This window comes from Tenacibaculum sp. E3R01 (assembly GCF_003318185.1).
In the GTDB taxonomy this organism is placed as follows: domain Bacteria; phylum Bacteroidota; class Bacteroidia; order Flavobacteriales; family Flavobacteriaceae; genus Polaribacter; species Polaribacter halocynthiae.
This window is the reverse complement of record NZ_QOCC01000028.1, coordinates 110251-135480: the sequence shown is the minus strand read 5'-3', so window position 1 is coordinate 135480 and position 25230 is coordinate 110251. Positions and strand designations below refer to the sequence as shown.

At 29.4% G+C, this 25230-nt stretch carries 30 protein-coding genes; 11 read left to right on the top strand and 19 right to left on the bottom strand.

The annotated features are described in order from the left end of the window. Positions 1-22: 22 nt before the first annotated feature. From DS884_RS16840 to DS884_RS16800, 9 genes are all read right to left on the bottom strand, one after another. Entirely contained in the window at positions 23-556 is a 534-nt protein-coding gene (locus DS884_RS16840) for a hypothetical protein (protein WP_113787586.1), read from the bottom strand. A gap of 230 nt (positions 557-786) precedes the next feature. Continuing rightward, the gene (gene truB, locus DS884_RS16835) at positions 787-1479 is read right to left on the bottom strand and encodes a tRNA pseudouridine(55) synthase TruB (RefSeq protein ID WP_113787585.1); all 693 of its coding nucleotides are present in this window, start codon (positions 1477-1479) and stop codon (positions 787-789) included. Then, positions 1480-2274 (bottom strand): undecaprenyl-diphosphate phosphatase, encoded by a 795-nt coding sequence (locus DS884_RS16830; protein WP_093870112.1) that lies wholly within the window; start codon positions 2272-2274, stop codon positions 1480-1482. 2 nt (positions 2275-2276) lie between these two features. Further along, entirely contained in the window at positions 2277-2519 is a 243-nt protein-coding gene (locus DS884_RS16825; RefSeq protein WP_113787584.1) for a DUF3098 domain-containing protein, read from the bottom strand. Positions 2520-2581: 62 nt separating this feature from the next. Further along, a complete protein-coding gene (locus DS884_RS16820) occupies positions 2582-3460 on the bottom strand; it encodes a cell division protein FtsX (protein ID WP_113787583.1) in 879 nt (292 codons plus the stop codon). Between the two features lie 122 nt (positions 3461-3582). Then, positions 3583-3996, bottom strand: coding sequence for a methylmalonyl-CoA epimerase (gene mce, locus DS884_RS16815; RefSeq protein ID WP_113787582.1), 414 nt, complete (start codon positions 3994-3996; stop codon positions 3583-3585). 29 nt (positions 3997-4025) lie between these two features. Continuing rightward, on the bottom strand, positions 4026-4571 hold the full coding sequence (locus tag DS884_RS16810) for a hypothetical protein (RefSeq protein ID WP_113787581.1): 546 nt from the start codon (positions 4569-4571) through the stop codon (positions 4026-4028). Between the two features lie 2 nt (positions 4572-4573). After that, entirely contained in the window at positions 4574-5245 is a 672-nt protein-coding gene (locus DS884_RS16805; RefSeq protein ID WP_113787580.1) for a hypothetical protein, read from the bottom strand. Positions 5246-5360: 115 nt separating this feature from the next. Beyond that, entirely contained in the window at positions 5361-5981 is a 621-nt protein-coding gene (locus DS884_RS16800; protein WP_113787579.1) for a DUF2589 domain-containing protein, read from the bottom strand. 433 nt (positions 5982-6414) lie between these two features. Here DS884_RS16800 and DS884_RS16795 point away from each other — a divergent pair, with 433 nt between their 5' ends. The 6 genes from DS884_RS16795 (at position 6415) to DS884_RS16770 (ending at position 10933) form a co-directional block, all read left to right on the top strand. Further along, a complete protein-coding gene (locus DS884_RS16795) occupies positions 6415-7089 on the top strand; it encodes a hypothetical protein (RefSeq protein ID WP_147239421.1) in 675 nt (224 codons plus the stop codon). A 14-nt stretch (positions 7090-7103) separates the two neighbouring features. Further along, entirely contained in the window at positions 7104-7721 is a 618-nt protein-coding gene (locus DS884_RS18495) for a hypothetical protein (RefSeq protein ID WP_113787577.1), read from the top strand. Next, positions 7694-8443 carry a sensor histidine kinase gene (locus tag DS884_RS16785; protein ID WP_113787576.1) on the top strand — a complete coding sequence of 250 codons (750 nt, stop codon included), beginning with the start codon at positions 7694-7696 and terminating at the stop codon, positions 8441-8443. Before DS884_RS18495 ends, DS884_RS16785 begins: the two co-directional genes overlap by 28 nt. Before the next feature lie 51 nt (positions 8444-8494). Then, a complete protein-coding gene (locus DS884_RS16780) occupies positions 8495-9142 on the top strand; it encodes a response regulator transcription factor (protein WP_093870123.1) in 648 nt (215 codons plus the stop codon). Positions 9143-9183: 41 nt separating this feature from the next. Next, positions 9184-9579 (top strand): 30S ribosome-binding factor RbfA, encoded by a 396-nt coding sequence (rbfA, locus tag DS884_RS16775; protein ID WP_093870124.1) that lies wholly within the window; start codon positions 9184-9186, stop codon positions 9577-9579. 151 nt (positions 9580-9730) lie between these two features. Further along, entirely contained in the window at positions 9731-10933 is a 1203-nt protein-coding gene (locus DS884_RS16770; protein ID WP_113787575.1) for an ABC transporter permease, read from the top strand. 19 nt (positions 10934-10952) lie between these two features. Here the strand turns inward: DS884_RS16770 and dusB are convergent, their stop codons facing one another. From dusB to DS884_RS16745, 5 genes are all read right to left on the bottom strand, one after another. After that, positions 10953-11942, bottom strand: a complete 990-nt coding sequence (gene dusB / locus DS884_RS16765) for a tRNA dihydrouridine synthase DusB (protein WP_113787574.1) — start codon at positions 11940-11942, stop codon at positions 10953-10955. Positions 11943-12067: 125 nt separating this feature from the next. Next, complete coding sequence (locus DS884_RS16760) at positions 12068-12946, bottom strand: DUF5777 family beta-barrel protein (RefSeq protein ID WP_113787573.1); 879 nt, start codon at positions 12944-12946, stop codon at positions 12068-12070. Next, positions 12931-13314 carry a hypothetical protein gene (locus tag DS884_RS16755; RefSeq protein ID WP_113787572.1) on the bottom strand — a complete coding sequence of 128 codons (384 nt, stop codon included), beginning with the start codon at positions 13312-13314 and terminating at the stop codon, positions 12931-12933. The genes DS884_RS16760 and DS884_RS16755 overlap by 16 nt, the downstream gene beginning before the upstream one ends. Continuing rightward, positions 13292-13825, bottom strand: a complete 534-nt coding sequence (locus DS884_RS16750; protein WP_113787571.1) for a YceI family protein — start codon at positions 13823-13825, stop codon at positions 13292-13294. The genes DS884_RS16755 and DS884_RS16750 overlap by 23 nt, the downstream gene beginning before the upstream one ends. A 12-nt stretch (positions 13826-13837) precedes the next feature. Further along, positions 13838-14182, bottom strand: coding sequence for a hypothetical protein (locus tag DS884_RS16745; RefSeq protein WP_113787570.1), 345 nt, complete (start codon positions 14180-14182; stop codon positions 13838-13840). Positions 14183-14569: 387 nt separating this feature from the next. Here DS884_RS16745 and lepA point away from each other — a divergent pair, with 387 nt between their 5' ends. Continuing rightward, the gene (gene lepA / locus DS884_RS16740) at positions 14570-16366 is read left to right on the top strand and encodes a translation elongation factor 4 (protein ID WP_093870131.1); all 1797 of its coding nucleotides are present in this window, start codon (positions 14570-14572) and stop codon (positions 16364-16366) included. A 73-nt stretch (positions 16367-16439) separates the two neighbouring features. Here lepA and DS884_RS16735 read toward each other — a convergent pair whose 3' ends face one another. From DS884_RS16735 to DS884_RS16715, 5 genes are all read right to left on the bottom strand, one after another. Next, positions 16440-17204: a LytR/AlgR family response regulator transcription factor gene (locus DS884_RS16735; protein WP_113787569.1), complete on the bottom strand. Its 765-nt coding sequence runs from the start codon at positions 17202-17204 to the stop codon at positions 16440-16442. 14 nt (positions 17205-17218) lie between these two features. Beyond that, positions 17219-18223 (bottom strand): sensor histidine kinase, encoded by a 1005-nt coding sequence (locus DS884_RS16730; protein WP_113787568.1) that lies wholly within the window; start codon positions 18221-18223, stop codon positions 17219-17221. Continuing rightward, a complete protein-coding gene (locus DS884_RS16725; protein ID WP_093870134.1) occupies positions 18204-18761 on the bottom strand; it encodes a hypothetical protein in 558 nt (185 codons plus the stop codon). The genes DS884_RS16730 and DS884_RS16725 overlap by 20 nt, the downstream gene beginning before the upstream one ends. Positions 18762-18775: 14 nt before the next feature. Next, on the bottom strand, positions 18776-21148 hold the full coding sequence (locus DS884_RS16720; RefSeq protein WP_113787567.1) for an outer membrane beta-barrel protein: 2373 nt from the start codon (positions 21146-21148) through the stop codon (positions 18776-18778). Between the two features lie 206 nt (positions 21149-21354). Next, a complete protein-coding gene (locus tag DS884_RS16715; RefSeq protein ID WP_093870136.1) occupies positions 21355-22050 on the bottom strand; it encodes a zinc metallopeptidase in 696 nt (231 codons plus the stop codon). A gap of 94 nt (positions 22051-22144) precedes the next feature. Between DS884_RS16715 and DS884_RS16710 the strand changes: the two genes are divergently transcribed. From DS884_RS16710 to DS884_RS16695, 4 genes are all read left to right on the top strand, one after another. After that, positions 22145-23179, top strand: coding sequence for an asparaginase (locus DS884_RS16710; protein WP_113787566.1), 1035 nt, complete (start codon positions 22145-22147; stop codon positions 23177-23179). A 249-nt stretch (positions 23180-23428) separates the two neighbouring features. Next, on the top strand, positions 23429-24151 hold the full coding sequence (locus tag DS884_RS16705) for a MotA/TolQ/ExbB proton channel family protein (protein ID WP_093870138.1): 723 nt from the start codon (positions 23429-23431) through the stop codon (positions 24149-24151). 8 nt (positions 24152-24159) lie between these two features. Beyond that, a complete protein-coding gene (locus DS884_RS16700; RefSeq protein WP_093870139.1) occupies positions 24160-24594 on the top strand; it encodes a hypothetical protein in 435 nt (144 codons plus the stop codon). 6 nt (positions 24595-24600) lie between these two features. Next, positions 24601-25230 (top strand): ExbD/TolR family protein, encoded by a 630-nt coding sequence (locus DS884_RS16695; RefSeq protein ID WP_093870140.1) that lies wholly within the window; start codon positions 24601-24603, stop codon positions 25228-25230.

The window sequence follows — 25230 nt, the reverse complement described above, 5'->3', positions numbered from 1 at the left end:
TCTACCTCTTTTTTGATGGCTTCTAATTAAAAGAGAAACCAAAACCAATAGAAACACTATCGAGATTACCGTTTTTAAAACCAGCTATTTTTTTTCTATGAAAATCTAATCGTAAGAGTCCGTTCCATCTATTGTTACTTATTGAAAGCATTCCTAATCCTACTTTGTAATAGTTACCATTTGAGAATTTTTTCGATAACCTAAACATTTGTCCGTAACTAGTTTCTATAAAATAAGCATCGCTTGAATTTCTAATGAAATTATATCGTAAGCTAGCAAATGCTGGAATAGAGTTAATGGCATAGCTAAAATGATGATCATATCCAACATTTATACTTGAAGCCCAACGTTTGTTAAATTGATACCCGAATCCTGTTCTTAATAAAATAGATTTAGGAACTATAAAAGGACCGTTTCCTTCTTCGTTTATTTTATACTGTTGATTTATACCAAAAGTTGTGCTTAATGATCCTGTAAAAAAAGGATGCGCTTTATCATTTTGAGAGAATGAAGAAGTTGTTAATGTTATTAGACTGATAAGTAGTAGTTTTTTCATGTTGAATTAATTTTCGAGTAATTACTCAAAAATTATTCCATAGTTTTTATGTAACAGAAAATATATTTTAAACAACTAATTAGAGTAAAGAAAAGAAATGGGAGGAGAAGGTAGCATGCAGGTCATCAATATTATTATACTTAATAATATTAAGTTACTAGCAAGAAAGCGCTATGAATTTTTCTATGCAATAGTGTTATTAAAATTAAGATATCAAAAATTAAAGGAGTTTATTGATTCTCTATAGAAGAGATAAACTCATGGATACTTAAAGCTTTATTTACAGAGAAATCACCAATTTTGGTTCTCCTTAAAGCAGATAAGTGAGCGCCAGAATTAATAGCTAAACCAAAATCATAAGCTAAAGAGCGAATATAAGTTCCTTTACTACAAACAACTCTAAAATCAACTTTAGGTAAATTGATATTCGTAATATCAAATTCAACGATTTCAATCTCACGTGATTTTATTTCAGTCGTTTCACCTGCTCGTGCTAATTCATATAAACGTTTTCCTTCTTTTTTTATAGCTGAAAAAATAGGTGGTTTTTGCTGAATTTTACCAATGAACTTTTTGGTGTTGTTGCGTAATATATCCTCTGTAATATGGTCAATAGGAAATGTTTTGTCTATTTCTGTTTCTAGATCATAACTAGGAGTAGTTGCTCCAATTGTAAAAGTACCCGTGTATTCTTTGATTTGACCTTGGTAAGTTTCAATACTTTTAGTTTGTTTACCAGTACATAAAATTAGTAAGCCAGTAGCTAAAGGATCTAAAGTTCCAGCATGTCCAACTTTTATTTTTTTTATGTTATACTGTTTGCGAATATGCCAGCGAATTTTATTTACTACTTGAAATGAAGTCCACTCTAAAGGTTTATCAATTAATAAAACCTGTCCGTTTTTGAAATCTTCTGCTGTCATTTAAAAAAATAAAGAATAACTAATAGCTAATAATCCTACAATAGCACAATATAAAGAAAAGTATGATAATTTACTTTTTTTAACTAATGAAATCATCCATTTACAAGCAAGTAAACCAGAAACAAAAGCGGCTATAAATCCTGCTGTAAGCGGAAGTGCTTCAGAACTTTGGAAGTTAATGTCACCACTTAAAAGATCTTTAGCTACTTTTCCAAAAATTAAAGGAACTACCATTAAAAATGAAAAACGAGCAGCTTTGGTACGATCAACTCCTAATAAAACAGAAGTAGAAATTGTTGCTCCTGAACGAGATATACCAGGTAGCATTGCAATTGCTTGAGAAATACCAATAATTATTGAATTTGAAAAGGATACGTTTTTAGTAGTGTTTTTAGCTTTGTCAGCAAGTAACAGTAGTGCGGCGGTTACTAAAAGCATGCAGCCTACTAATAATATCTTTCCTCCAAAAAAACTTTCTAACTGTTCTTCAAACAATAGTCCTATAATAACTGCAGGAATCATTGAAAGTACAATTTTTAAAGAGAATTTAGTTTGTTCATTCCACTTAAACTGAAATAAACCTTGAAAAATTTCTAAAACTTCTTTTCTAAAAATAACAAGAGTACTTAAAGCGGTAGCAGCATGTAACACTACAGTAAAAGTTAAACTTTCTTCTGGTACCGATGTGTCTCCAAAAATTGCTTTGGCTAACTCTAAATGTCCACTTGATGATACAGGTAAAAACTCTGTTAACCCTTGTATAATTCCAAGAATTATTGCTTCTAATAAATCCATGCTTATTTTTTAGGATTGGCAAAAATAGCATAAATTTCTATACCAAGACCAATAATAACTAAGGTAGGGGCTAAACGAATTCTACGCCAACTATAAATATCCGGATTAAAAACTTTAGGGTCGTCGCTACCGCCACCTGCCATTAATATAAATCCAAGTGCAATAACAGCTATTCCAATAAGCATAATAACATAATTACGTTTACCAAATAAAAATTGTTGTTCTGAGTTGTTTTCGTTTTTCATTACTGTAAATTTTAGTATGTGATTGAAAAAATAAACTTTAAATCAATCACTCTGTATATAATTTAATAATACAAGTCGTTAGTTTGTAAATTTAAGAATCGTTGAGTAGCAAAAAATGTACTAATCCATGTGATAAAAAAGGCAATGAATAGCACACCACCAGTAACATAACATAACGAAACATAATCTTTAATTAATTCAAGTGTTGGTATATAGCTATCTACATAGTAAATTACTATTGATAAACCAAGAAATGCAATAAAAGCACCTAGTAATCCAAGTTTAATACTTTGCCAAATAAAAGGTTTTCTAATAAAACGTTTAGTTGCACCGACCATTTGCATAGTTTTTATATTAAAACGTTTTGAATATATAGATAATCTAATAGAACTATTTATTAAAATAATGGCAACTAGTCCAAAAAAACCACTTAAAACTAGTAGCCAAAAACTCATGCGCTTAATGTTTTTTGTTAGTAGTTTAACTAAAGGTTTGTCGTAGTTTACTTCAGCTACATGGTTGTTTTTTATATACTTGTTTTCAAGTTCTAGCATTTTTTCAGGAGTAACATAAGTAGCATTTAAATAAATATCTATTCCGTTTTTTAATGGGTTGTCACCTAAAAACTTTAAGAAATCTTCACCTAAATCTCTTTTATATGATTTGGCAGCTTCTGCTTTACTTATGTATGCTAAGTTTTTTGTGTAAGCTTCTTTTTGTATAGCAGTTTTAAATTTATCTAACTGTTTTTTAGAAACATCATCCTTTAAAAATAAAGTCATCACAACTTTTTCTTTAAAGTGATTAGCAACTTTCGTTGATTTTAGTAAAACTAAACCAAGAACACCAATCATAAAAAGAACCAAAGCAATACTTACAACCACCGAAACGTAAGAAGATTGTAAGCGACGTTTTTGAAAAGAATCAAAAGATGTATTCATTTTAATAAGTCAGTTTATAAACCCTGCAAGATACTAAATACTAGTCAATGCTCAATAAGGAATTATTATTTAATGATTATTATAATTAACGTTTAATAACTCGGTTATTACATTATAATTATTTACACATTAGAGTTTTTAATTTCTTGGCAAAGTTCAATTAATACCCCGTTCGTTGTTTTTGGGTGTAAAAAAGCAACTAGTTTGTTATCAGCTCCTTTTTTAGGAACTTTATTTAAAACAGTAAAGCCTTCTTTCTCTAATCGATTAATTTCTTGTTCAATATCATCAACGGCAAAAGCAATATGATGAACACCTTCTCCTTTTTTTTCTATAAATTTAGCAATAGGACTATCTTCTTTTGTAGCTTCTAGTAGTTCTATTTTGTTAGGTCCAGATTTGAAAAATGAAGTTTTAACTCCCTCACTAGCTACTTCTTCAACTTTATAATGAGGTTCACCAAATAAAGAAGCAAATAGTTGATTTGACTTTTCTAAATCTTTAACGGCAATACCAATATGTTCTATTTTATTCATAGGATAAAAATAAAAAATATAGTTTGATATTATAGGTTTTCTAAATCTATTTTTTCAGCCATAATTATAATCACATCCGACCTGTTAATTAGCGATAATATTTGAGCAGTAATGCCTTTTAATTGTTCGTGATTAGAGCAAAAGCTCCATACTTCGTTTAAAAAAATAGTAAAGTTTTCATTTGTGTCGTATTTAAATTCTTTTGTTTGGTATATTACACCTAATAATTGATTAATTAAAGTTGAAGCGTTTTCTAGTTTTGTAGAATAAGCAGAAAATGTTTCCCACAAATCTTGTTGAGCTTGTGTTAATATTGTTGCTGCAAGATGTGCATATTCTTTTTTTTTGTTTCCATTGGTACTTGGAATAAAAGCTGTTAGCTCACCTCTTTTTACTGAAAATTTAGATGACTCGGGTAAGTTAAGTTCTTGAAGCATTTTTTCGGTATTAAGTAACCAGTCGTTTATACTTCTAATGCTTTGCGAGCTTTTTTTCTCTAACTGATTTACTAAGTTGTGAATTTCTGAAAGTTGCTTTTTTATATTTGAAGTTATTTTTGTTATAGATTTCCTCATGGCTATTCAGGTAGTAATTTAGATTCTTTCTCTCCATTTTCATTCTCTGAAGTATACCATTCCATACTTTCTTCGTTTAATGTCATTTTAATTTGAACAATATTTTCGGGTTTAATTTCATTCAATTTATGAGCCTCTACAATAACTTTTGTGTTTTGTTTTACCAACTGTCTAGTTTTGATAGAAGATTTAAGATCAGTAGTTAATTTGTTCACTAAAGAAGTATAGTCTAGTTTTTCTTTTGAAACGGAAACAAATTTTTCAGCAACTCTTTCTGAAAATTGTTTTAGTGAAAGGTCTTGGTTTTCGGTAGATTTTATATTTCTTTCAAGTTCATCGGTTTCTTTTGCAATAACCGACCGTATGCTTATAGATGTTTTTCTATCAAAAGAAGTGGCTTTTGAAGCGTCTTTTAAAATGGTATAAGTTTTAGAGTTAAATCCAATATTATCTATAGGTTGATATTCTTTTTCATAACTATTTTCTAATTCACCAATAGCTACAGGAATTGTAAGTTCAATGTTTTTAGCTTTAAAACGAGGAATTGAAAAATGTTTTAATAAATCGTGTTTTGCAAATTTTTCTGCAATTTCTAAAGATTTTAAATCCGACATTAATCGGGCTTCTGAAATGCTAGTGGCTATACCTCCAAGGTATTCATTTAAATTGACCATAATATAAGTTTTTAAAAAGAGGCTATCTAAAAAATGGTCATTACGAATGAAATGAAGATTTTTCGGAATGGTGTTAAAAATAATTTTTTAGATAGTTTCTCTTTATTTGTTAGTGTTAAGCAACTGCAGCTATACTGTCTTCAAGCATGTCTAAGATTCTACTTAAACCTTCAGGTAATTCATCATTCACAGCTTTTACTTTTACTCCTAAGTTGTAAGTTTTATCAACTTTTACTCCTTGTGAAGTATTACGCTTATAAGAAACAGAAGCTTTAAAATTCACTATTTTATAGTTAATACCTAGTTCTGCACTAGCAGCAAATTCAGAAGAAACATTTCTAGTTTCTGTTGAGCTTAACCTAGCATTAAAATCAATATTAACTTCATCAATTCGTATAGAAGGAATTGTTAACATTGTTAAAAAAGGTACTTTAATTTCTACTTCGTTATCTAAAAAGTTATTAGTAGTGTTTGTAGAAGGAGGTAGGCCTTCATCTGTTAATTCTTGGGCAGTTTTACCTACATGTGGATTAGGAACTGATTTTTTGTATTTAAAATCTACATAACGTAATTGGTCAACTGTGTTAGGATCATTGTCGTTTTCAAAACCAACTTCTTTAATGAAGTTTACAGTAGCCATTGAGGCAGCTGTTTGTGCTTGAATTGCAGCTTGTAAAGGCCCACCAACATACACATTAAAATCTAAACTATTCAATTCTGGAACTAAATTTGGCATAATATTTATTTTTTACCTACTCTATTTATTATTAGGCTTTTCGGTTATCGCCTTTTAGTCTTTCGAAATAACTGATGGCAAAATTCAATTAAATTAGAAGTGTATTTGTAAGTAAAACAACTATAAAGAGTATGTGATAACCCGTTTGTTTTTTAAGGTGTTTTCTCCTGAATAAAGAGTTTATTAATTGTGTAAAAAGATATGAGGTTTGTTTATGAGAGATATGTTTTGATATAACATTTTTAATGAATTAAAACTTAAAAAGTCAACAGTAAAACCCATGAAAACCCAATAGGGTATTAGCTTTTAGGTTTAGGGTGTTTTTCCTGATTGTTTTATGTAAAAGCTTGATTTACTTAGGTACTTGTAAAAATGATTTGCTTTTCAAAAGAACAAGAGTGTATATTTGACTAGAATTAAAACCAAACGTATTATGAATAAAAAGAATATATTTCAGAAAATAATTGGAATATTCAGAAGCATATTTTGCAAAGAATGTACCTATGAAGAGTGTATAGAAAGCGCAAATGAAAATGGTGTTTTTTGTTATAAGGATGAAGGTAGAACAAAAGAGATGTTGAGCTATTCAGAAATTATTGAAATGCTAAAGAGTTATGATACGACAAGAATAGAGCCTATTGAAAAAGCTTTAGGATATGAAGATTCTCGAATTAATACATTTGATTTTATTCAGTTTAAAAAATACTTAGGGCATATAGAAAACTTAAGTAGAAAAGTGAAAATTGAAATTACAGGAATTAGTTTTATAGCTACAGCAAAACCGAATCATAAAGGAAAAGAAAAAGGATATGGTAGTTTAATTTACATGCCATCTACAACTATTAGAGGTAAACAAGTTTTATTTGATCCAGTTCAAAGTGCTAAACGTGGTGAATTAGTAACGTTTAAAGAAATGTTAGTGAAACATGGATATAATTGGATTTACGATTCAGAGGGGGATTATAAAGAAGGGAAAAGAAAAGACTATAATTATAGTTTACCATCAGTAAAGAAAGAAACAGTTGCTTTTAGTATGAGAAACGGAGATGATATGGAAGAGGTAAGTGGTGCAGGGAATTTTGGAAATATTACACCACCATATAATTAATTAAGGGAATAAATATGCAAAAAGAACTAGTTTTTTTCTCTTTTCTCATTCAGGTTACAGCTGCTTTATTGAGTTTGTTTTATTTACATAAATTTAAGAGTGACTTTTATAAAGTTCTTGTAATCATTTTATGTTTAACCGCTTTTATTGAGTTGTTAGGGTTTAATAATGTTAAAATAGGGAAGTCTGGGGAGAATTTGTATTTATTGTATGGTTTTTTGTTGTTTAATTTAATCCCTTATTTGTATTTAAAAGTATTAAAAATTAGAAAAAAAAACTTATTAATAATAATTCTTAGTGCGACTTTTAATATATTAATGTTATTTGTTTTATATGGAAGTATTTCACTTAACTATTTAATTATTTTAGGATCTATTAATTCAAGTATATATGTTTTTCAATACTTAAGAGAATTATTAATGTCTGATAAGATATTAAACTACAAAAAATTATTGTCTTTTTGGGTGTCAGTTGGTTTTTTGGTTTTTTATTTGCCTTCAATACCTTTTTTTAGTATGCTAAATTATATGCATACTAGAGGATTGTTCTTTGTGTTATATATATTAATTATATTGATGAACACATTTATAATTTATGGTTTACTATGCAGCAAGAAGGAAGAGAAATTTTAATTATAACAACTTTAATTATTGTAGTAATTGTTGTCTTTTTGATAATATTATTTACAGTTTTCCAGCGTAGAAAAAATAAATTATTACAAGAAAGAAATAGTATTAAAAAACAGTTTGAAAGAGAAATTGCAGAAACACAAATAGAAATACGAGAAGAAACTTTACGTAATATTAGCTGGGAGTTACATGATAATATTGGGCAACTTTTAACTTTAGCAAAAATACAATTACAGTATGCATCACCTGATAATATGGGTGAAATAACAGAAACAATAACGAAAAGTTTAACGGAAATTAGAGCGCTTTCAAAATCTATAAATCCTGAATTTATAAATAATATAAAATTTATTGATGCCTTACAATTAGAAATTGAACGTTTTAATAGGTTAAATTATATAAATGCTAGATTAACTATTTTAGGTGAAACAAAAGAGGTAAATCAAAAGCATGGAATTATAATTTTTAGAGTGTTACAAGAATTTTTCTCTAATACTATAAAGCATTCTAAAGCTACTAATTTAGATGTGGTTTTAGAATATAGAAACAATGTTTTAGATATTGTAGCTAAAGATAATGGAGTAGGGTTTGAGGTAGAGAAAGTTACCTTAAAAGGTATTGGTTTACAAAATATAAAAGCAAGAATAAAATTGATAAAAGCCAAAGCAACTTTAAAATCTGAGCCTAAAAAAGGTACAACTTTAACAATTAATTACTATTTTTAAGCTTTCCCCAATATCTAAGCAGAAGTCTAAATATAACCCTAACTCTACTATATTATGAAATATTCAGTTGTAGTCGTAGATGACCATACACTATTGTCGCAAGCTATTGAAGGGATGGTGAATACCTTTGATAAGTTTAAAGTTTTATATACTTGTAAAAACGGAAAAGAAGTTTCCGATAAGTTTTTAGGATCGCCTAAAAATATTCCAGATATAGTATTAATGGATGTTAATATGCCAGTAATGAATGGTATAGAAACAACTCATTGGATTGTTGAGAATTATCCTAATGTACATGTAATGGCATTGTCAGTTGAAGATGCTGATGGTACTATCTTAAAAATGTTAAAAGCAGGGGCAGTAGGGTATTTATTAAAGGATACCCAAAAAGGAGTTTTAGAAAAAGCCTTGTTAGAGCTAATGGAAAATGGGTTTTATCATACTAAAGAAGTTACTAATTTATTGTTAGATTCTGTTTCTGGTAAAAATGGACGAAGTACAGTTAGCTTTAAAGAAAATGAATTAAAATTTATGCGTTTAGCTTGCTCTGAATTAACGTATAAGGAAATTGCAGAAAAAATGTTCTTAAGCCCTAAAACAATTGATGGGTATAGAGATAGTTTATTTACCAAATTAGATGTTAGAAATAGAGTAGGCTTGGTAATGTATGCCATAAAAAATAAACTGTATACACCATAAAATAGTACTGTTAGGAAGAAAATATTTCATAAATTTGCAGCATGGAAGAAACAAATAGACAGCGTAAAATTGCAGGTGTATTGCAACAAGACTTAGTAGATGTTTTACAAAGAGCTGCTCAAGATGGAATGAGAGGGGTAATAATATCTGTATCAAAAGTATCAGTAACTTCAGATTTAGGAGTGGCAAAAGTATACTTAAGTGTATTTCCATCTGACAAAAGAGATGAAATTATTGATGGAGTAAAATCTAATACCCCATTAATAAGGCATGAAATGGCTCAACGAACAAAAAATCAATTACGAAGAATGCCTGAGTTGTTGTTTTTTGGAGATGATAGCTTGGATTATATTGAAGAAATAGATAAGTCTTTAAAGGGAGATGATGTTGATCCGATTAAAAACCCAGACGTTTTACCTAAACGTCAAAAACGTTAACATTCTTATATACTATATAGAAATATAAACTACTTGTGTTTGCAAGTAGTTTTTTATTTATAAATATTTTAAGTATTAAAAATATAAAGAGAATAGTTAAAAAAAAACGCATAAATTTGAAAGATTAAATTCTAATACGCATAATCAACTATTGAAGTTTTCTTTATACATAGCTAAAAGATACTTGTTTTCAAAAAGCGGTACAAATGCAATTAATATAATTACTTTCATAGCAACCTTTAGTGTTGTGGTTGGTACTATAGCGTTGTTTGTAGTTTTATCAGGGTTTTCAGGTCTTCGTACTTTTAGTGATTCTTTGTTAGAGGCTTCAGATCCTGCTATAAAAATTATACCCGCTAAAGGGAAAACTTTTGTGTATACAGAAAAAATTGATGAAGTATTAAGAAGTAATAAAGCAATTCAGGTAAGTTCAAAAGTTATAGAAGAACGAGTTTCTTTAAAATATAAAAATAAAAACCATATAGCTTACATAAAGGGTGTTGATGAGTTATATAATCAAATAGTAACTATAGACTCCTCTTTAACTGTTGGTAGATGGTTAGATAAAGAATATAGAAATACAGCAGTTGTTGGATATGGTATTTTTTACAAACTTTCATTAGGTGTTTTAGATTTTGGAGAACCTTTACAGATTTTTGTGCCAAAACCTGGTAAAGGATTTATAAATCCTAATAATGCTTTTAATTCAGTAAGTACTCAAGTTATAGGTGTGTATTCAGGTTCTGAAGAGTTTCAGAATAAATATGTATATACTAATATTGATTTGGCTAGAGAACTACTAAATTATTCAGCAAATACGGTAACTGGTTTAGAGTTAAAATTAAAAAACTCTTTTAATAACGCTGATGTTAGAGATGAATTACAAAATGCTCTAGGTAGCAACTATGTTGTTAAAACAAAAAAACAGTTAAATGCATTATATTATAAAGTAGTAAATACAGAGAATTTTATATCTTATTTAATATTTACATTAATAATAATAATTGCTTTGTTTAATGTAATAGGTTCAATAATTATGATGATTATTGATAAAAGAAAAAATTTAAAAACTTTATTAAGTCTTGGAGCTAGTATAAAAGAAGTTAAAAATATTTTCGTGTATCAAGGTTTTTTGTTGGTTTTGGTAGGAATGATAGTAGGTCTAGTTTTAGGTATAAGCTTAGTGTTAATTCAGCTCCATTATGGTGTGTTTATGATAGCCTATAATTTACCTTATCCTGTTGAATTTAGGTGGACGAATTTATTAGTTGTAGCAACTACAATCACGATTCTTGGGTATGTAGCTGCTAAAATTGCAAGCTCTAGAATTTCTGTTAAGTTTATAGAGAAATAGTACTCCTAGTAACTATATATTATAGTATAGAATCTCCAAATTTATCTTTCACTAAATTAAAAGTATCAAAAACATCTTTTGGGTCATCCATGGTTACCATTTTAAGTCGATACTCTTTAAAATGAGGAATTCCTTTAAAATAATTGGTATAATGCCTTCTTGTTTCAACAACACCTAAGCGTTCTCCTTTCCAATCAATAGCCATTTCTAAATGACGACGAGCCATTTCTGTACGCTCCAAAATAGTAGGAGTAGGTAAATGTTTTCCTGTTTTAAAAAAATGTTTAACTTCTTTGAAAAACCAAGGATAGCCGATAGAAGCTCTACCTATCATACAGCCATCCAAACCAAATTTATCTCGCATTTCCATTGCTTTCTCTGGAGAATTAACATCACCGTTACCAAACACAGGAATATGCATTCTTGGGTTATTTTTTACTTCAGCAATTGGAGTCCAATCAGCATTACCTTTATACATTTGGGCACGAGTACGACCATGAATTGAAATAGCTTTACATCCAACATCCTGAAGGCGTTCAGCAACTTCAACTATTTTAATTGAATCATGGTCCCAGCCTAAACGTGTTTTAACAGTAATAGGTAACTTAGTGTGCTTAACCATAGCTTCAGTTAACTTAACCATTAAATCGATATCTTTTAGAATACCAGCTCCAGCTCCTTTAGAAACTACTTTTTTTACAGGGCATCCAAAATTAATGTCAATAATATCAGGGTTAGTCTTCTCTACAATTTCTACAGAACGTAACATTGAATCTAAATTGGCGCCAAAAATTTGAATACCAACAGGTCTCTCTTTTTCATAAATATCTAATTTCATAACACTTTTAGCAGCATCACGGATTAAACCTTCTGAAGAAATAAATTCTGTGTAAACTACATCTGCCCCATTTTCTTTACACAAAGCTCTAAAAGGAGGATCACTTACGTCTTCCATAGGAGCTAGTAATAGAGGGAAATCAGGTAGTTCTATAGTATCAATTTTAACCAAAATATTCAATGTTTTACAGCGGCAAATATACAATATTCTCTCTCCATACCTTATTTAAATATAAGATGTAAAAAAAGTTTCCTGAAAAGGAAACTTTTTAAAAGTAACAATATATAAATAAGTGATTAAAACACTCTTACTATATTAAATCCAAATACTAAATCACCACTAGCTTTACTTATGAATCCTGGTTCATTACTAGATTGTGAGTTTGTAAATAATAACTGAAATACATGCCCACCAGTTTCTATGTCAACACCGAAAGTATAAGGATTCGTATAATTCGAATCTTTATGTCTGTTTAAATTATGAACATATTCAGCATTTAAGCTTATTCTTTTACTTAATTTATATCTTCCTCCAAAGCCTAAAGCAAATTGATTATGATTAGCTTCCTTTACAATATCTAAAACTTGTAAGTTCTGACGTATGTATGTTGGAGCAAATTCGAATGAAAATTCTTTTGAAAATCTGCGAGAAGCTAATAGTTGTAGTGAATAGCTATATCTATCTGCATCTTTCAATGTGTAATTTGAAAAAGAAGCATTTTTGATTTCTGTATTTCTATTTATAGTAGTATACCCTACTAGATTTAGGGGGAATTTATTAGATTGTTTTGCAATTCGAACTTTAGCAGAAGCAGCTAAAGTTTTTTCAAAAGACTCTCTACTAATACTGAATTGAACACCGTCCCAGAAACTATATAAAAGTTCTATCTTGGTAAAAGCATCATCTAAGCCAAAAAAACTATCAAATCCATTTTTCAAAGGGCCAAATCTATGAGAAACTATTAGGTAAAGATCCCCTTTGTCAGCAATTTTAGTAGATTGTAAGTTTCCAATTTTTAATGTTTTAAATGCTGGTAAGTTAAATTGGGTTCCTGCATTTGATTCTTTATCCAATTCATCTAATAAATCATCTTGTGCGTATAAAGTAAAAGACGAAACAAGTAAAAAGGTTAAAGATAGTAGTGTTTTTCCTAGATCATTTATTTTATAATACATTGGTTAAGTTTTAATTCGTTTAGTAATTCGTCGTATCCTATAACAGTTCCTTTTACTGTTATTTTATCTTGTTGTTTCTTTGTTAAGCGAGTATCTTTTCTTAATTGACAAAAAATAAAGTCGTCTAGAATGAAACCGTTATTCACAACAGAAGTTATTGTTCCTTCTAATTCAATTGTTTTAGTGTTCCATTTATCAAAACCTTTTTGGAGCTCTTCAATGAACTTTTCAGAACTTCCAGTGTAAACTGCTTCAATTTCTTCTGTAGTTTTATGAGGTTTATATACTTGCTTGTATACAACTACTCCACCTATAAAAATAATGCTTATAGCTAATAAAATCCATTTACTTTTTTTCTGAAAGCTCATAATTAATGATAATGTTTATTTTATTGGCTATTTTTTTTCTAATAATGCTAGGTATTTCAATGTTATAATCCTTAGGGCTTACATTGAAATTTCCAGTCAGTTTAATTTTTTCATCTTTTTTGTTTAAATAAATAGGAAAAGAGATTTCTTTTGAGATACCTCTAATAGTTAATTTCCCTTTTAATGTATAGGTAGTTTTAGAATTAAGATTGTCAAATTTGAAATTTTCAATTTTACCCCTGAAAACAGCTTTTGGGTAAGTATCTGAATCCATGTAGTTCTCATTGAAATGCTCTTGCATCAAGGCAACTTTAAATTTAAAGGCACTTACAAAAAGTTGAGAAGCTACGTCACCATTTTTAGTAAGTATAGCAGAAGTGCTATTATTAATTGCTTCAACTGGTTCAAAAGCATCAACTGAAGCTTTGAATTCGGTTACTCCAGTTCTAGTAAAGTATTTTTGGGCGAAAATGGTTTGTCCAATAAATAATAATATAATTAATAGTCTCATGAGTTCTTGTTTTTATTCAATATATCCGTCCGATTTCCATTTGTCTATAACGCTTTTTTTGTCAGTAGCAAGTGGACTACTAGGAGGCATGGTATTATTGTCTATTCTAAAGTGTAAATTACCATTTTGAGCAGCGTTTTTAACTTGGGTGTAATTTGTTAAAGATAATCCAGCTGCAGGACTTGAAGCAGAATGACATCCAGAGGTTGCACAACTATTGTCGATAATAACTTTTACATTTTTGCTATAAGTAATTTCTTCTGTAATAGGCGGAGTTATCGGTACTTCTGAAGAAGAACAGCTAGTTAATGATATTGTTAGTAAAGAAAATAGAATAAAAGCAGTGAAATTTTTCATGAATTCTGAATTTTAAATGATTAGTTTTTTTGTTACGTGATAATTTTTGATTTTTTTCAAAAATCTTGTCTTGGTACAAATAAACTAAAAGTCAGTCTATTATATATGGATATGGTGGTTGAGGGGGAAAAATATACCTATGAAAAGGAAAAAAGAATGGTGAAGGAGATAAAGGAAACATGTTTTTTAATGGAATGAATTATTATTTAGTTGTGAAATTACTTTTCAAGGTTTTATTTTCCTTGGAATAAATATAAGCAAATTTTTTACCAAAATGTAAAATATTTTAAATAGCTCTTTTTATAGGGGACTAACTGTTAATTTTTTATTTGCTTAAGCATGTAATTAGCGTATCTTTGTCGGTCATCAGTATATAGATTTAGATACATGAAAAACATTAGAAATTTTTGCATCATTGCACACATAGATCATGGGAAAAGTACATTAGCAGATAGATTGTTAGATTATACAGGAGCAGTTACTGAACGTGAAAAGCAAGATCAATTATTAGATAATATGGATTTAGAGCGTGAGCGTGGTATAACTATTAAATCACATGCTATTCAAATGGATTATATTCATAATGGAGAGCCTTATGTTTTAAACTTAATTGATACTCCTGGGCACGTTGATTTCTCATATGAGGTGTCTCGTTCTATTGCAGCATGTGAAGGAGCTTTATTAATAGTGGATGCTGCTCAAAGTATTCAAGCTCAAACAATTTCTAATTTATATTTAGCATTAGAAAATGATTTAGAAATTATACCGGTACTTAATAAGGTAGATTTACCTAGTGCAAACCCAGAAGAGGTAACTGATGATATTGTTGATTTATTAGGATGTGATCCGGAAGATGTAATTCATGCAAGTGGTAAAACTGGTTTTGGAGTAGACAATATTTTATCAGCAATAATAGATAAAATTCCTGCACCTGAAGGAAATCCTGATGCGCCTTTAAAGGCATTGATTTTTGATAGTGTTTATAATTCTTATAGAGGTATTGAAACTTATTTTAGAGTTATTGATGGTTCAATCAAAAAAAACCAGCAAATAAAGTTTGTAGCTACAGGAAAACAGTATACTGCTGATGAAGTAGGTACTCTTAAACTAGAACAAGTTGTTAAAAAAGAAGTTAATACTGGAGATGTTGGGTATTTAATAACAGGAATTAAAGCAGCAAAAGAAGTTAAAGTAGGAGATACTATTACAGATTTTGAAAACCCAACTACAGATATTATAGATGGTTTTGAGGATGTAAAACCAATGGTTTTTGCTGGTATTTATCCAGTTGATACTGAAGATTATGAAGAATTACGTAATTCAATGGAGAAATTACAACTAAATGATGCTTCGTTAGTATTTCAACCAGAAAGTTCAGCAGCATTAGGATTTGGTTTTAGATGTGGGTTCTTAGGAATGTTACATATGGAAATAATTCAAGAACGTTTAGAGCGCGAGTTCAATATGACTGTTATTACAACGGTTCCTAACGTTTCTTACCATGCATATACAAAGAAAAATCCTGATGAAATTGTATTATTGAATAATCCAACTGACTTACCAGATCCGTCAAGATTGGATAGAGTAGAGGAACCTTTTATTAAAGCAACTATAATTACAAAATCTGATTTTGTAGGTCAGGTAATGAGTTTATGTATAGAAAAGAGAGGAGAAATAGTTAATCAAACATATTTAACAACAGAAAGAGTTGAGTTAACTTTTGACATGCCTTTAGCTGAAATTGTTTTTGATTTTTATGATCGATTAAAAACAGTATCGAAAGGTTACGCTTCTTTTGATTATTCACCAATAGGAATGAGGTCTTCTAAATTGGTTCGTGTAGATATTTTATTGAATGCTCAGCCAGTAGATGCACTTTCTGCTTTATTACATGCAGATAATGCTTACACAATAGGTAAGAAAATTGTAGAGAAATTAAAAACATTAATTCCAAGACAACAATTTGATATTCCTATTCAAGCTGCCATTGGTGCAAAAGTTATAGCAAGAGAAACTACAAAAGCTTTACGTAAAGATGTAACAGCGAAATGTTATGGAGGTGATATTTCTAGAAAACGTAAATTATTAGAGAAACAGAAAAAAGGAAAGAAAAGAATGCGTCAAGTTGGTAACGTAGAAATTCCACAAGAAGCATTTATGGCTGTCTTAAAACTGAATGATTAATAAACAATTTAGTTTAAAAATCTCAAAAACACTAACATTTGTTTTTGAGATTTTCTTTTTTATGCAGTGATTTTTACTTCTCAAGCCATTTTCTAAAATCAGAGGTTGTAGATGAGCTCGTCATTGCTTTTTCTTTTCCTCCAGTGTATGATATTAGTAGTCTGTTTTTAAAATGATTTTCAATATTCTCTATAAAATCAATACTAATAATTTGACTTCTATTTATTTTGAAAAACTTATTAGGGTTTAATTGTTGAAATATTGAACCTAAGCTTTGAGATATTGTATGTCGTTTTCCTATATTATCTGTAGCTATACAGAAGTCACCAGAGGCTTCTATTAAACTTACATTAGTAACGTTTAAAAGTTGTATTCCTTTAGCTTTTTTAATAACAAATCGCTTTTTATAGGAAGTGTTCTCTTCTTTTAATGCAGATTTAAGGTTTGATATTGTGTTAGTGTTAAGTTTGTTATAACTTCCTTTGTTGAATAAAGCTTGATATTTTTCTATTGCTTTTTTAAAATCAGATTTTGAAAAAGGTTTTAATATGTAAGCAATTCCATTGGTATTGAAAGCTTTGAATAAGTATTCGTCATGTGCAGAACAAAAAATAATAGGGCAATTTATAGTTACTTCATCAAATAAATCAAAGGATATTCCGTCTAATAATTGGATGTCGGATAAAATAAAATCATACTTGTTTTGAGTTAGTAATTTTTTTCCTTCTGAGTTAGAACGTGCTAAATCATGAACAAATTCTTCTTCAAAAGTATCATTCAGGTAGTTTACTAATTTTTGATATGCAGGTATTTCGTCTTCTAGAATTAGTATTTTCATTTTAAAACATGTTGTTAGTTTTCTTCACTCAATTTGATTATTGGAATAGATATAACAAAACGACTATTGGCATTTTTGATATCTACTTTTTTGTCAGATAACAACTCATAACGAGTCTGTAAATTTTGTAATCCAGTACCTAAACTTTCTTTGTTTAAGGTGTTAGATTTTGTGTTATTAACAGTAAGCCAGTCATTTGTTACTTTAATTTGAGTTTTTATAACTTTGTTGCTAGCTTTATTATGCTTTACTACATTTTCTAATAGTGCTTGTAATGCTCCAGTTGGTATAAATTTATCTGTAATATCGCCTTCTTTTTCAATAGTAAACTTATAGTCGTTACCAAAGCGAGTTTCAATTAAAAAAATATAGTTTTCTGCAAATTGAATCTCACTTCGTAATTCCATAACTTCTGCATCTTTTGTTTGGATAAGGTACCGGTAAATTAACGATAAGCGATTAATATATTCTTTTGCTTTTTCTGAGTCAGAATCTATTAATGAATCTAATGTGTTTAAGTTGTTAAACAGAAAATGTGGGTCTATTTGTGAGCGTAATAGCTTTAGCTCATTTTCTTTTTGTTGTTTTTCTATTTTTAATATTTGACTTTGCCCTTCGTAGAATTTTTTGGTTAATAAAAGGGCAAAAGGAAAAGCTGTAGAGTATGTTGCGCGATCTATCATCTTAAAAAAGAAATCGACAGGCTTAGGGAATTTTGACCAATCATTATTCCCAGACCAATACCCTATAATATAATCTATTCCTGAAAAAAAAACAAGAATAAAAACTCCAAATAAAGTGAATAAGAAGTATTGTTTATTAATCATTAGCTTAGGTATTAGCCAAAAAATATATAAGAAAACAATAGAGCTAATCATGAAAATCTCTATAGGGAAATCAATAAGGTACTCTCGAAGTAATGCTTCTCTTAAATAGTAATCTCTTGCTTGCATAATAAATGAAACAATGAAATATATACTAAGAAGAATAAAATCTGATTTATTGAGTTTGGTATTCATTAATCGATTTGTTTTTGTAAAATATTATAGCATATCCAATAGCAGTAATTACATATACATAGATTAACCTTGAAGGTATAAATCTACCAAAAAATGCAATTAGAGTTGCAACTACTACAAGTATTACACCTAGTTTATTTTGTTTTAAATAATTTAAAGCTAAAAGTAATAAACCAATATTTAAAAAGTTAGGGCCAGTGGTTATAAATGGTTTCCATATTGATGGAAATTTAGAAATATGCCCTGCGAATTCATTCCGTATTTCTTGAGTAGGTTGGCTCCACCAAATAAAATCCAATACACACATTCCTATGATTGAAACTATTCCAATAATAATAACAGGAATTCCTAGGTAACTATATGTTTTTTTAGGAAATTGCCCTAGTTGAGGTATTAATAAAGTAACCCCAAGGAATAATGACCAATGAGCGAAGTCTATAGGTTTTAAGGCATATACAAATTCATTACCTTGAGCTAATAATAGTTGACCAATAGCTTCAAAAAGTAATCCGGCAATAAAAAAAGGTTTAAAGTTCATTTTGTACGAAAGTATTAATTATTATCTTGAATCCTGTTTTCTTCATCTCTAGAAGAGTTACGCTTTGATTTTTTCTTTCCAAATTTAGATCCAAAACTATAGGTTAATCGTAGTTGAATGTTCTGACGTGAACCATTACTTTCTACTTTGGCTGTTCCGTTTCCGTAATCAATAGTTCCGTTAAAACCACGGTTTAACATTTTATTAAAGCCCAGGTTAACTTTTAATTTATCATCTAAGAATTTTTTTCCAAGTGAAAAATCTAAACCAGCAAGCCAATCAACATCAATTTGTCCTTGTAAAGCTCCAGTTCCGTAATTACCACTCATTTCAAAGTTAACATCCCAAGGTAGTTTGTAACTAGCTTGAATAAACCAAAACAAATTCCACTTTGATAAATCTACTCCATGTATTATTGAGTTGTAGCTATTTTTGTTAACTATAAAACCAGTATAACCTTCAACTCCTTTAATAAAGTTTAATGGGCCAAATAATCTAAAGTTCCAATTGGTGAAGTTTTCAACATTTACTGCTTGTTGTCTAATCTGTGCGTTGCTATTATCTTGTTTAATTAAATCAAAAATAACATCATTGGTTTTACTGTAACCAACTGTAAAGAAAGGTTGCCCTTTGTAAGTTAAATTAAATTGGTAGTTATTAGTAAAGGCAGGTTTTAAGGCTGGATTTCCTTCACCAGCTGAAAAGGGGTCTAGGTAAGTAGCGAATGAATTTAAACTATTATAAGAAGGTCTTCTAATTCTATAGCTATAAGATAAACTACTTCCTATTTCTTCAGTAATTTTTCTACTAATTGAAGCGCTAGGGAATAATTTACTTATAGGTCTTTTCTTTAATTCTGTAACCATTTGGCCATTTTTTAAAAAAACTGAAGTACCATCAGTGTTACTATCTTCAAAACGTAAGCCACCAGAAAAAGACCATTTTCCGTAGTTGGCATTAATTTTTGAATATATGGCGAAAATATTTTCATTAACTAAAAATTGGCTACTATTTGTTTGATCAAAGTCAAATGTTCCAGTGTTGTTTTCTAAAAATGATTTTAAATCACTATCAGTATTTACCATAGCGTATTTACTACCGATACTTAATTTAAAGTTATCAGAGAAGGTTTTGTTATAGTCAATTCTATACGTTTTAATAGTGTATTTACCATCTTGAAGATACCTACGGTCTTGAAAAGGAATTGTGCTTCCTGCAACATCTGATAACGTGTTTGTATTATCGTTTTTATAATCAATATAGTTAAAGTCGATTAAAAGTTTGTCTGTGTCTGATTTGTACTCGTAATATGGGTTGATGTTAAAGTCAACTCTATCTCTATCAAAACTATTTTCTGAAAATAATATATCAGTGGTATTAGTTCTAGATATAATAGTTTTACTTGAGGCAATCCTGTCTGATTTTCTGTTATTCCATCGCCCACCAATACCTATAGAGTTTTTATCATTAATATAATAATCTAAGCTACCGCTAACTGTAAATCTATTAGGGTTATACGGTTCTTTGGTTGCTTGATCATAAGTTTCATTTCCAACGGTTCTTACTAAAAATAAATCATCTCTCCATGTTGGTTGTGAATGACTAATACTAGTTTGCCAGTTTAGTTTGTTTTTATAACTAGCTATCGAGGCTCTAGTTCCATATTCAAAACCTTCATCTTCACCAATCCACCCCATTACACTACCATGAGTACCTAAACTAACGTTTTTCTTTAGAATAATATTTATAATAGCCCCTGACCCAGAAGCATCGTATTCGGCACCGGGTTGTTCTACGACTTCTACTTTAGAAATATTATCAGCAGGAAAATCACGTAATAAAGTGTCAACATCCATGTATTCAGTTGTTTTTCCATTAATAAGAATTCGTACGCCGCTTTTCCCAGCTATGGTAATTCCATTATTAGTTACTAAAACTCCAGGAACTTTTCGCATTACATCCTGTAAGCTAGAATTAACCATTTCAGTTTTTTCTAAATCTACAATTAATTTTTCCGCAGTTTGTTTTATAACTGGTCTTTTAGATTTAATAACTACTTCATTTAATGTTTGACTTTCTTCTTTTAAAGTGAAGTTTAAAGTTTTATTACTGTCAAGTTTAAACTCTTTAGACTTCTCTATTTTGAAGCCTAAAACAGAAATTTCAATTTGATAAGTATTAGAAGAGATGTTTTCAAATTTATAGTTACCATTTTCATCAGTAACAGTTCCTTTTGGAGTTTTGTTTCCTTTTTTTTCTTTTAAAATTACGTTAGCAAATGGAACGGTTGTGTTATTTTGATCAATTACCTTACCGCTAATGCTATGTTGAGAAAAAGTTGTTGTTATTATAAAGAATAATAAAAGAGTAGTAGTTAAAAGTTTCATGTTAATCTTTTTTTCATTTTTACACTTCAAAAGTGCGTTGTTAATTAAAGTATTGAAATAGAAATCTGATGAATTAGGTTATTTTTCCGATGAACAGATATTAGTATTCTATGAAAATAAAGACGCATGAATTTTATAAATAGTTGCCTTAAAGTAAAAAAACTTCGGCATTCCCGAAGTTTTTTACAAAATTTAAAAGTTAATTATTAGTCTCTACTAGCAGCCATTAATTTCATTGCCCAATAAGCAAGCATAGCTAAAGAGCCTAAGGCAGCTACAAGATAAGTTCTTGCCGCCCATTTTAAAGCATCTTTTGATCCAGCGAATTCTTCTCTAGTGACTATATTTTTGGCTTTTAACCAAGCTAAAGCTCTATTACTTGCATCATACTCAACAGGCAAGGTAATAAAACTAAATAAAGTACTCATTCCCATTAATACAACTCCACCAGCTAAAACCCAATACCCTAAACTTGAAGCAGCACCTAAAACTAATCCTCCCATGATTAAATATTGAGAGAATCTTGAAGATACTGTTACCATTGGTACTAAATTTGAACGCATTTCTAACCATTTATATGCTTTTGCATGTTGTACAGCGTGTCCTACTTCGTGTGCTGCAACAGCGGCCGCAGCGGCGTTACGTTGATTGTATACACCTTCACTTAAATTAACTGTTTTGTTTTTAGGGTTGTAATGATCAGTTAACATTCCTGGAGTTGATATAACTTGAACATCAAAAACACCATGATCATTCAACATTTTTTGAGCAATTTCAGCACCACTCATTCCGTTGCGCAAGCTAACTTTTGAGTATTTTTTAAACTTTTGTTTTAACGTATTGCTAATTAACGAGCTTACTAGAGCCATAACTCCAATAATTATATAATATTCTAAACCCATAATTTTAAGTTTTTTGTAATTTAATTCTTTTTAAGTTAATAAATTTACCGCATAAATTATTCCATAATATAATAACTAATAATAAAATGTCAAAATGACAAAAAAACCAAAAATACTTATTGTTTATACAGGTGGAACCATTGGTATGGTTAAAGATTATAAAACAGGAGCGTTAAGAGCATTTGATTTTAGTCAAATATCAAATAAGATACCAGAATTACAACAGTTACATTGTGATATAAAAACTATATCGTTTGATGAACCTATAGATTCATCTAATATGAACGTAAATTATTACGTAAGTATAGCTGAAATAATAGCAGATAATTACTCGATATTTGATGGTTTTGTAGTTTTAACTGGCTCGGATACTATGTCTTATACATCTTCAGCTATTAGTTTTATGTTAGAAAACCTGCAAAAGCCTGTAATTTTTACTGGTTCACAGTTGCCAATTGGAGATTTAAGAACAGATGCTAAAGAGAATTTAATAACTTCTATACAAATTGCGTCAACATTAGAAAATAATGAACCAGTAATTCAAGAAGTAGGGCTGTATTTTGAGTATAAACTATACAGAGCTAATAGAACAACAAAAATTAGTGCAGAACAATTTGAAGCATTTGCTTCTATGAATTACCCTCCGTTAGTTGAAAGTGGAGTGCACTTAAATTTTAATTATCCAATTTTATTAAGATCTAAGAATAAAGAAGAAAAGTTGATTTTTAGAAAAAAGTTAGATAATAACATTGCTATTTTGAAATTATTTCCAGGAATAACTAAAAAAGTTGTTGAAAGCTATAAGCATATTGACGGTTTAAAAGGTATAGTTTTAGAAACCTATGGTTCTGGTAATGCTCCAACTCAAAAATGGTTCCTGAATTTATTAGAAGAATTTGTAAATAATGGAATTTATATTGTAAATGTAACTCAGTGTGAAGGAGGAAGTGTTATAATGGGACATTATGAAACAAGTTCTGATTTAAAGAGAATAGGGGTTATTGACGGGAAGGATATAACTACTGAAACTGCAGTAGCAAAAATGATGTATTTATTAGGTGAAAACTTAACAAAAGACCAATTTAAAGAATATTTTGAGTTACCACTTAGAGGAGAAATTAACAAATAAGCAAAAATGGTATGTTTTTTGTTTCTATAAATGCCTGAATACCTTGTGAAAAGACTAAAGTGGTAATGTTAATATATAAAACCGTTAATTTTTTTTTAAGAACCAACATTTTTTTGTTACTTGCCACTCTAAAAATGAAAAAATACGATAAGTGTAACTAAATATGCCACTTATTAGTTTTTTTATATTAAAATTACAGTAAAATTTGTATTTTTAACTCGTTAACTATTTAAAATTAATTATAACAAAATGAAGAAAGTAGTAAATATCCTAACTATTGCAGGATTTATGTTTTTAGGAGCTATTCAATCAACTCAAGCTCAGGAAGCAGCTAAAAAAAGTGAAGGTTTTCGTCAAGAATTAAAACAACGTTTTATTGAAGGAGATCCTGGGTTTATGGGAATTGTATTGGTAGCTTTAATTTTAGGTTTAGCAATTGCAATTGAAAGAATTATTTATTTAAACATGGCTACAACTAATACTAAAAAGTTAGTTGCTAATGTTGATGAAGCATTAAGTTCAGGTGGAGTTGAAGCTGCTAAAGAAGTATGTAGAAATACTAAAGGGCCAGTTGCTTCTATCTTTTATCAAGGTTTAGAAAGAGCTGATGAAGGTATTGACGCTGCTGAAAAAGCTGTTGTTGGATATGGTGGAGTACAAATGGGATTATTAGAGAAAAATATTTCTTGGTTATCTTTATTTATAGCTTTAGCACCGATGTTAGGATTTATGGGAACTGTAATTGGAATGATTACTGCATTTGATTCAATTGCTGTATCGAATGATATTTCTCCTGCAGTAGTAGCTGTTGGTATTAAACAAGCGCTTTTAACAACTGTATTTGGATTAGTAGTAGCAATTATCTTACAGATTTTTTACAATTATATTGTTTCTAAAGTAGATAATATTGTAAACAACATGGAAGACGCTTCTATTTCTTTAATCGATTTGTTAGCTAAGTACAAAAAATAATTTTTCTTATGAACGGAAAAGTATTAAATATATTAATAGCTATCATAGCAATAATAGGAATCGTATTATTTGTAATGGTAGGTATGGCAGAGGAAGCTTCAGAAAGTTTGAGCTCTGCAACATCGACAATCGTAGATTATTCTTTAACCTTGTTAATTGCAGCAGTTGTAATATCTGTTGTTTTATCAATCTTAAGTTTACTACGTAATCCAGAAGCATTAAAAAAGACATTATTAGGACTTGTAGTATTAGGAGTTCTATTTGCTGTGTCTTATTTTTCTTCTTCTGATGCGGCTGTTATAGGAACTAGTAATGAATTATTAGCACCTCAAGGTGATACTTCTAAATGGTCAGGAACAGGATTAATATTCAGCTACATATTATTAGTTGTAGGAGGAGTGTTTTTTGTTTGGGATTTATTGAAAGGATTAATTAAAGCATAATATACTATGGCAAGAAGAGAAAACCCAGAAATTAATGCAGGTTCGATGGCAGATATTGCCTTCTTGCTACTTATCTTTTTCCTTGTAACAACTACGATGGATGTTGATTCAGGTGTTTCTAAGAAATTAGCTGAAAAACCTCCAATAGATTTTAAACCACCTATTATTAAGGAGAAAAATATTTTTGAGATTAGTATAAACCGTAATAACGATCTTTTTGTAGAAGGAGAGATTATGGAGTTAAAAGATCTTAGAAAGGCTACAATAGCTTTTATAGATAATGGTGGAGGAGAAGGTAAAGAAGAAAATGGTGTAAAAACTGGTCCTTGTACATATTGTAAAGGAGAAAGAGATCCAGAATCTTCTGATCATCCTAACAAAGCTATTATTTCTGTAGAGAGTGATAGAGGTACGGAATATGGTACTTATGTTTCTGTACAAAATGAATTGTTAGCTGCTTATTCAGAATTACGTAATCGATTATCACAAGAAAAATATGGTATGAGCTTTACTGAACTTGAAAAAGCATTTAAAGATAGTGCAAGAAAAGATGAATCATTAAGGAAAAAAGTTAAGGATATTAAGAATAGTTATCCTCAAGTTATTTCTGATACTGATCCAACAAGTGTTCAATAG

Excerpts from the sequence above, each read along its gene's own strand:
- DS884_RS16840 (WP_113787586.1), bottom strand. The coding sequence starts at position 556 with ATGAAAAAACTACTACTTATCAGTCTAATAACATTAACAACTTCTTCA.
- truB (WP_113787585.1), bottom strand. The coding sequence starts at position 1,479 with ATGACAGCAGAAGATTTCAAAAACGGACAGGTTTTATTAATTGATAAA.
- DS884_RS16830 (WP_093870112.1), bottom strand. The coding sequence starts at position 2,274 with ATGGATTTATTAGAAGCAATAATTCTTGGAATTATACAAGGGTTAACA.
- DS884_RS16825 (WP_113787584.1), bottom strand. The coding sequence starts at position 2,519 with ATGAAAAACGAAAACAACTCAGAACAACAATTTTTATTTGGTAAACGT.
- DS884_RS16820 (WP_113787583.1), bottom strand. The coding sequence starts at position 3,460 with ATGAATACATCTTTTGATTCTTTTCAAAAACGTCGCTTACAATCTTCT.
- mce (WP_113787582.1), bottom strand. The coding sequence starts at position 3,996 with ATGAATAAAATAGAACATATTGGTATTGCCGTTAAAGATTTAGAAAAG.
- DS884_RS16810 (WP_113787581.1), bottom strand. The coding sequence starts at position 4,571 with ATGAGGAAATCTATAACAAAAATAACTTCAAATATAAAAAAGCAACTT.
- DS884_RS16805 (WP_113787580.1), bottom strand. The coding sequence starts at position 5,245 with ATGGTCAATTTAAATGAATACCTTGGAGGTATAGCCACTAGCATTTCA.
- DS884_RS16800 (WP_113787579.1), bottom strand. The coding sequence starts at position 5,981 with ATGCCAAATTTAGTTCCAGAATTGAATAGTTTAGATTTTAATGTGTAT.
- DS884_RS16795 (WP_147239421.1), top strand. The coding sequence starts at position 6,415 with ATGAATAAAAAGAATATATTTCAGAAAATAATTGGAATATTCAGAAGC.
- DS884_RS18495 (WP_113787577.1), top strand. The coding sequence starts at position 7,104 with ATGCAAAAAGAACTAGTTTTTTTCTCTTTTCTCATTCAGGTTACAGCT.
- DS884_RS16785 (WP_113787576.1), top strand. The coding sequence starts at position 7,694 with ATGCAGCAAGAAGGAAGAGAAATTTTAATTATAACAACTTTAATTATT.
- rbfA (WP_093870124.1), top strand. The coding sequence starts at position 9,184 with ATGGAAGAAACAAATAGACAGCGTAAAATTGCAGGTGTATTGCAACAA.
- DS884_RS16760 (WP_113787573.1), bottom strand. The coding sequence starts at position 12,946 with ATGTATTATAAAATAAATGATCTAGGAAAAACACTACTATCTTTAACC.
- DS884_RS16755 (WP_113787572.1), bottom strand. The coding sequence starts at position 13,314 with ATGAGCTTTCAGAAAAAAAGTAAATGGATTTTATTAGCTATAAGCATT.
- DS884_RS16750 (WP_113787571.1), bottom strand. The coding sequence starts at position 13,825 with ATGAGACTATTAATTATATTATTATTTATTGGACAAACCATTTTCGCC.
- DS884_RS16745 (WP_113787570.1), bottom strand. The coding sequence starts at position 14,182 with ATGAAAAATTTCACTGCTTTTATTCTATTTTCTTTACTAACAATATCA.
- lepA (WP_093870131.1), top strand. The coding sequence starts at position 14,570 with ATGAAAAACATTAGAAATTTTTGCATCATTGCACACATAGATCATGGG.
- DS884_RS16735 (WP_113787569.1), bottom strand. The coding sequence starts at position 17,204 with ATGAAAATACTAATTCTAGAAGACGAAATACCTGCATATCAAAAATTA.
- DS884_RS16730 (WP_113787568.1), bottom strand. The coding sequence starts at position 18,223 with ATGAATACCAAACTCAATAAATCAGATTTTATTCTTCTTAGTATATAT.
- DS884_RS16725 (WP_093870134.1), bottom strand. The coding sequence starts at position 18,761 with ATGAACTTTAAACCTTTTTTTATTGCCGGATTACTTTTTGAAGCTATT.
- DS884_RS16720 (WP_113787567.1), bottom strand. The coding sequence starts at position 21,148 with ATGAAACTTTTAACTACTACTCTTTTATTATTCTTTATAATAACAACA.
- DS884_RS16715 (WP_093870136.1), bottom strand. The coding sequence starts at position 22,050 with ATGGGTTTAGAATATTATATAATTATTGGAGTTATGGCTCTAGTAAGC.
- DS884_RS16710 (WP_113787566.1), top strand. The coding sequence starts at position 22,145 with ATGACAAAAAAACCAAAAATACTTATTGTTTATACAGGTGGAACCATT.
- DS884_RS16705 (WP_093870138.1), top strand. The coding sequence starts at position 23,429 with ATGAAGAAAGTAGTAAATATCCTAACTATTGCAGGATTTATGTTTTTA.
- DS884_RS16700 (WP_093870139.1), top strand. The coding sequence starts at position 24,160 with ATGAACGGAAAAGTATTAAATATATTAATAGCTATCATAGCAATAATA.
- DS884_RS16695 (WP_093870140.1), top strand. The coding sequence starts at position 24,601 with ATGGCAAGAAGAGAAAACCCAGAAATTAATGCAGGTTCGATGGCAGAT.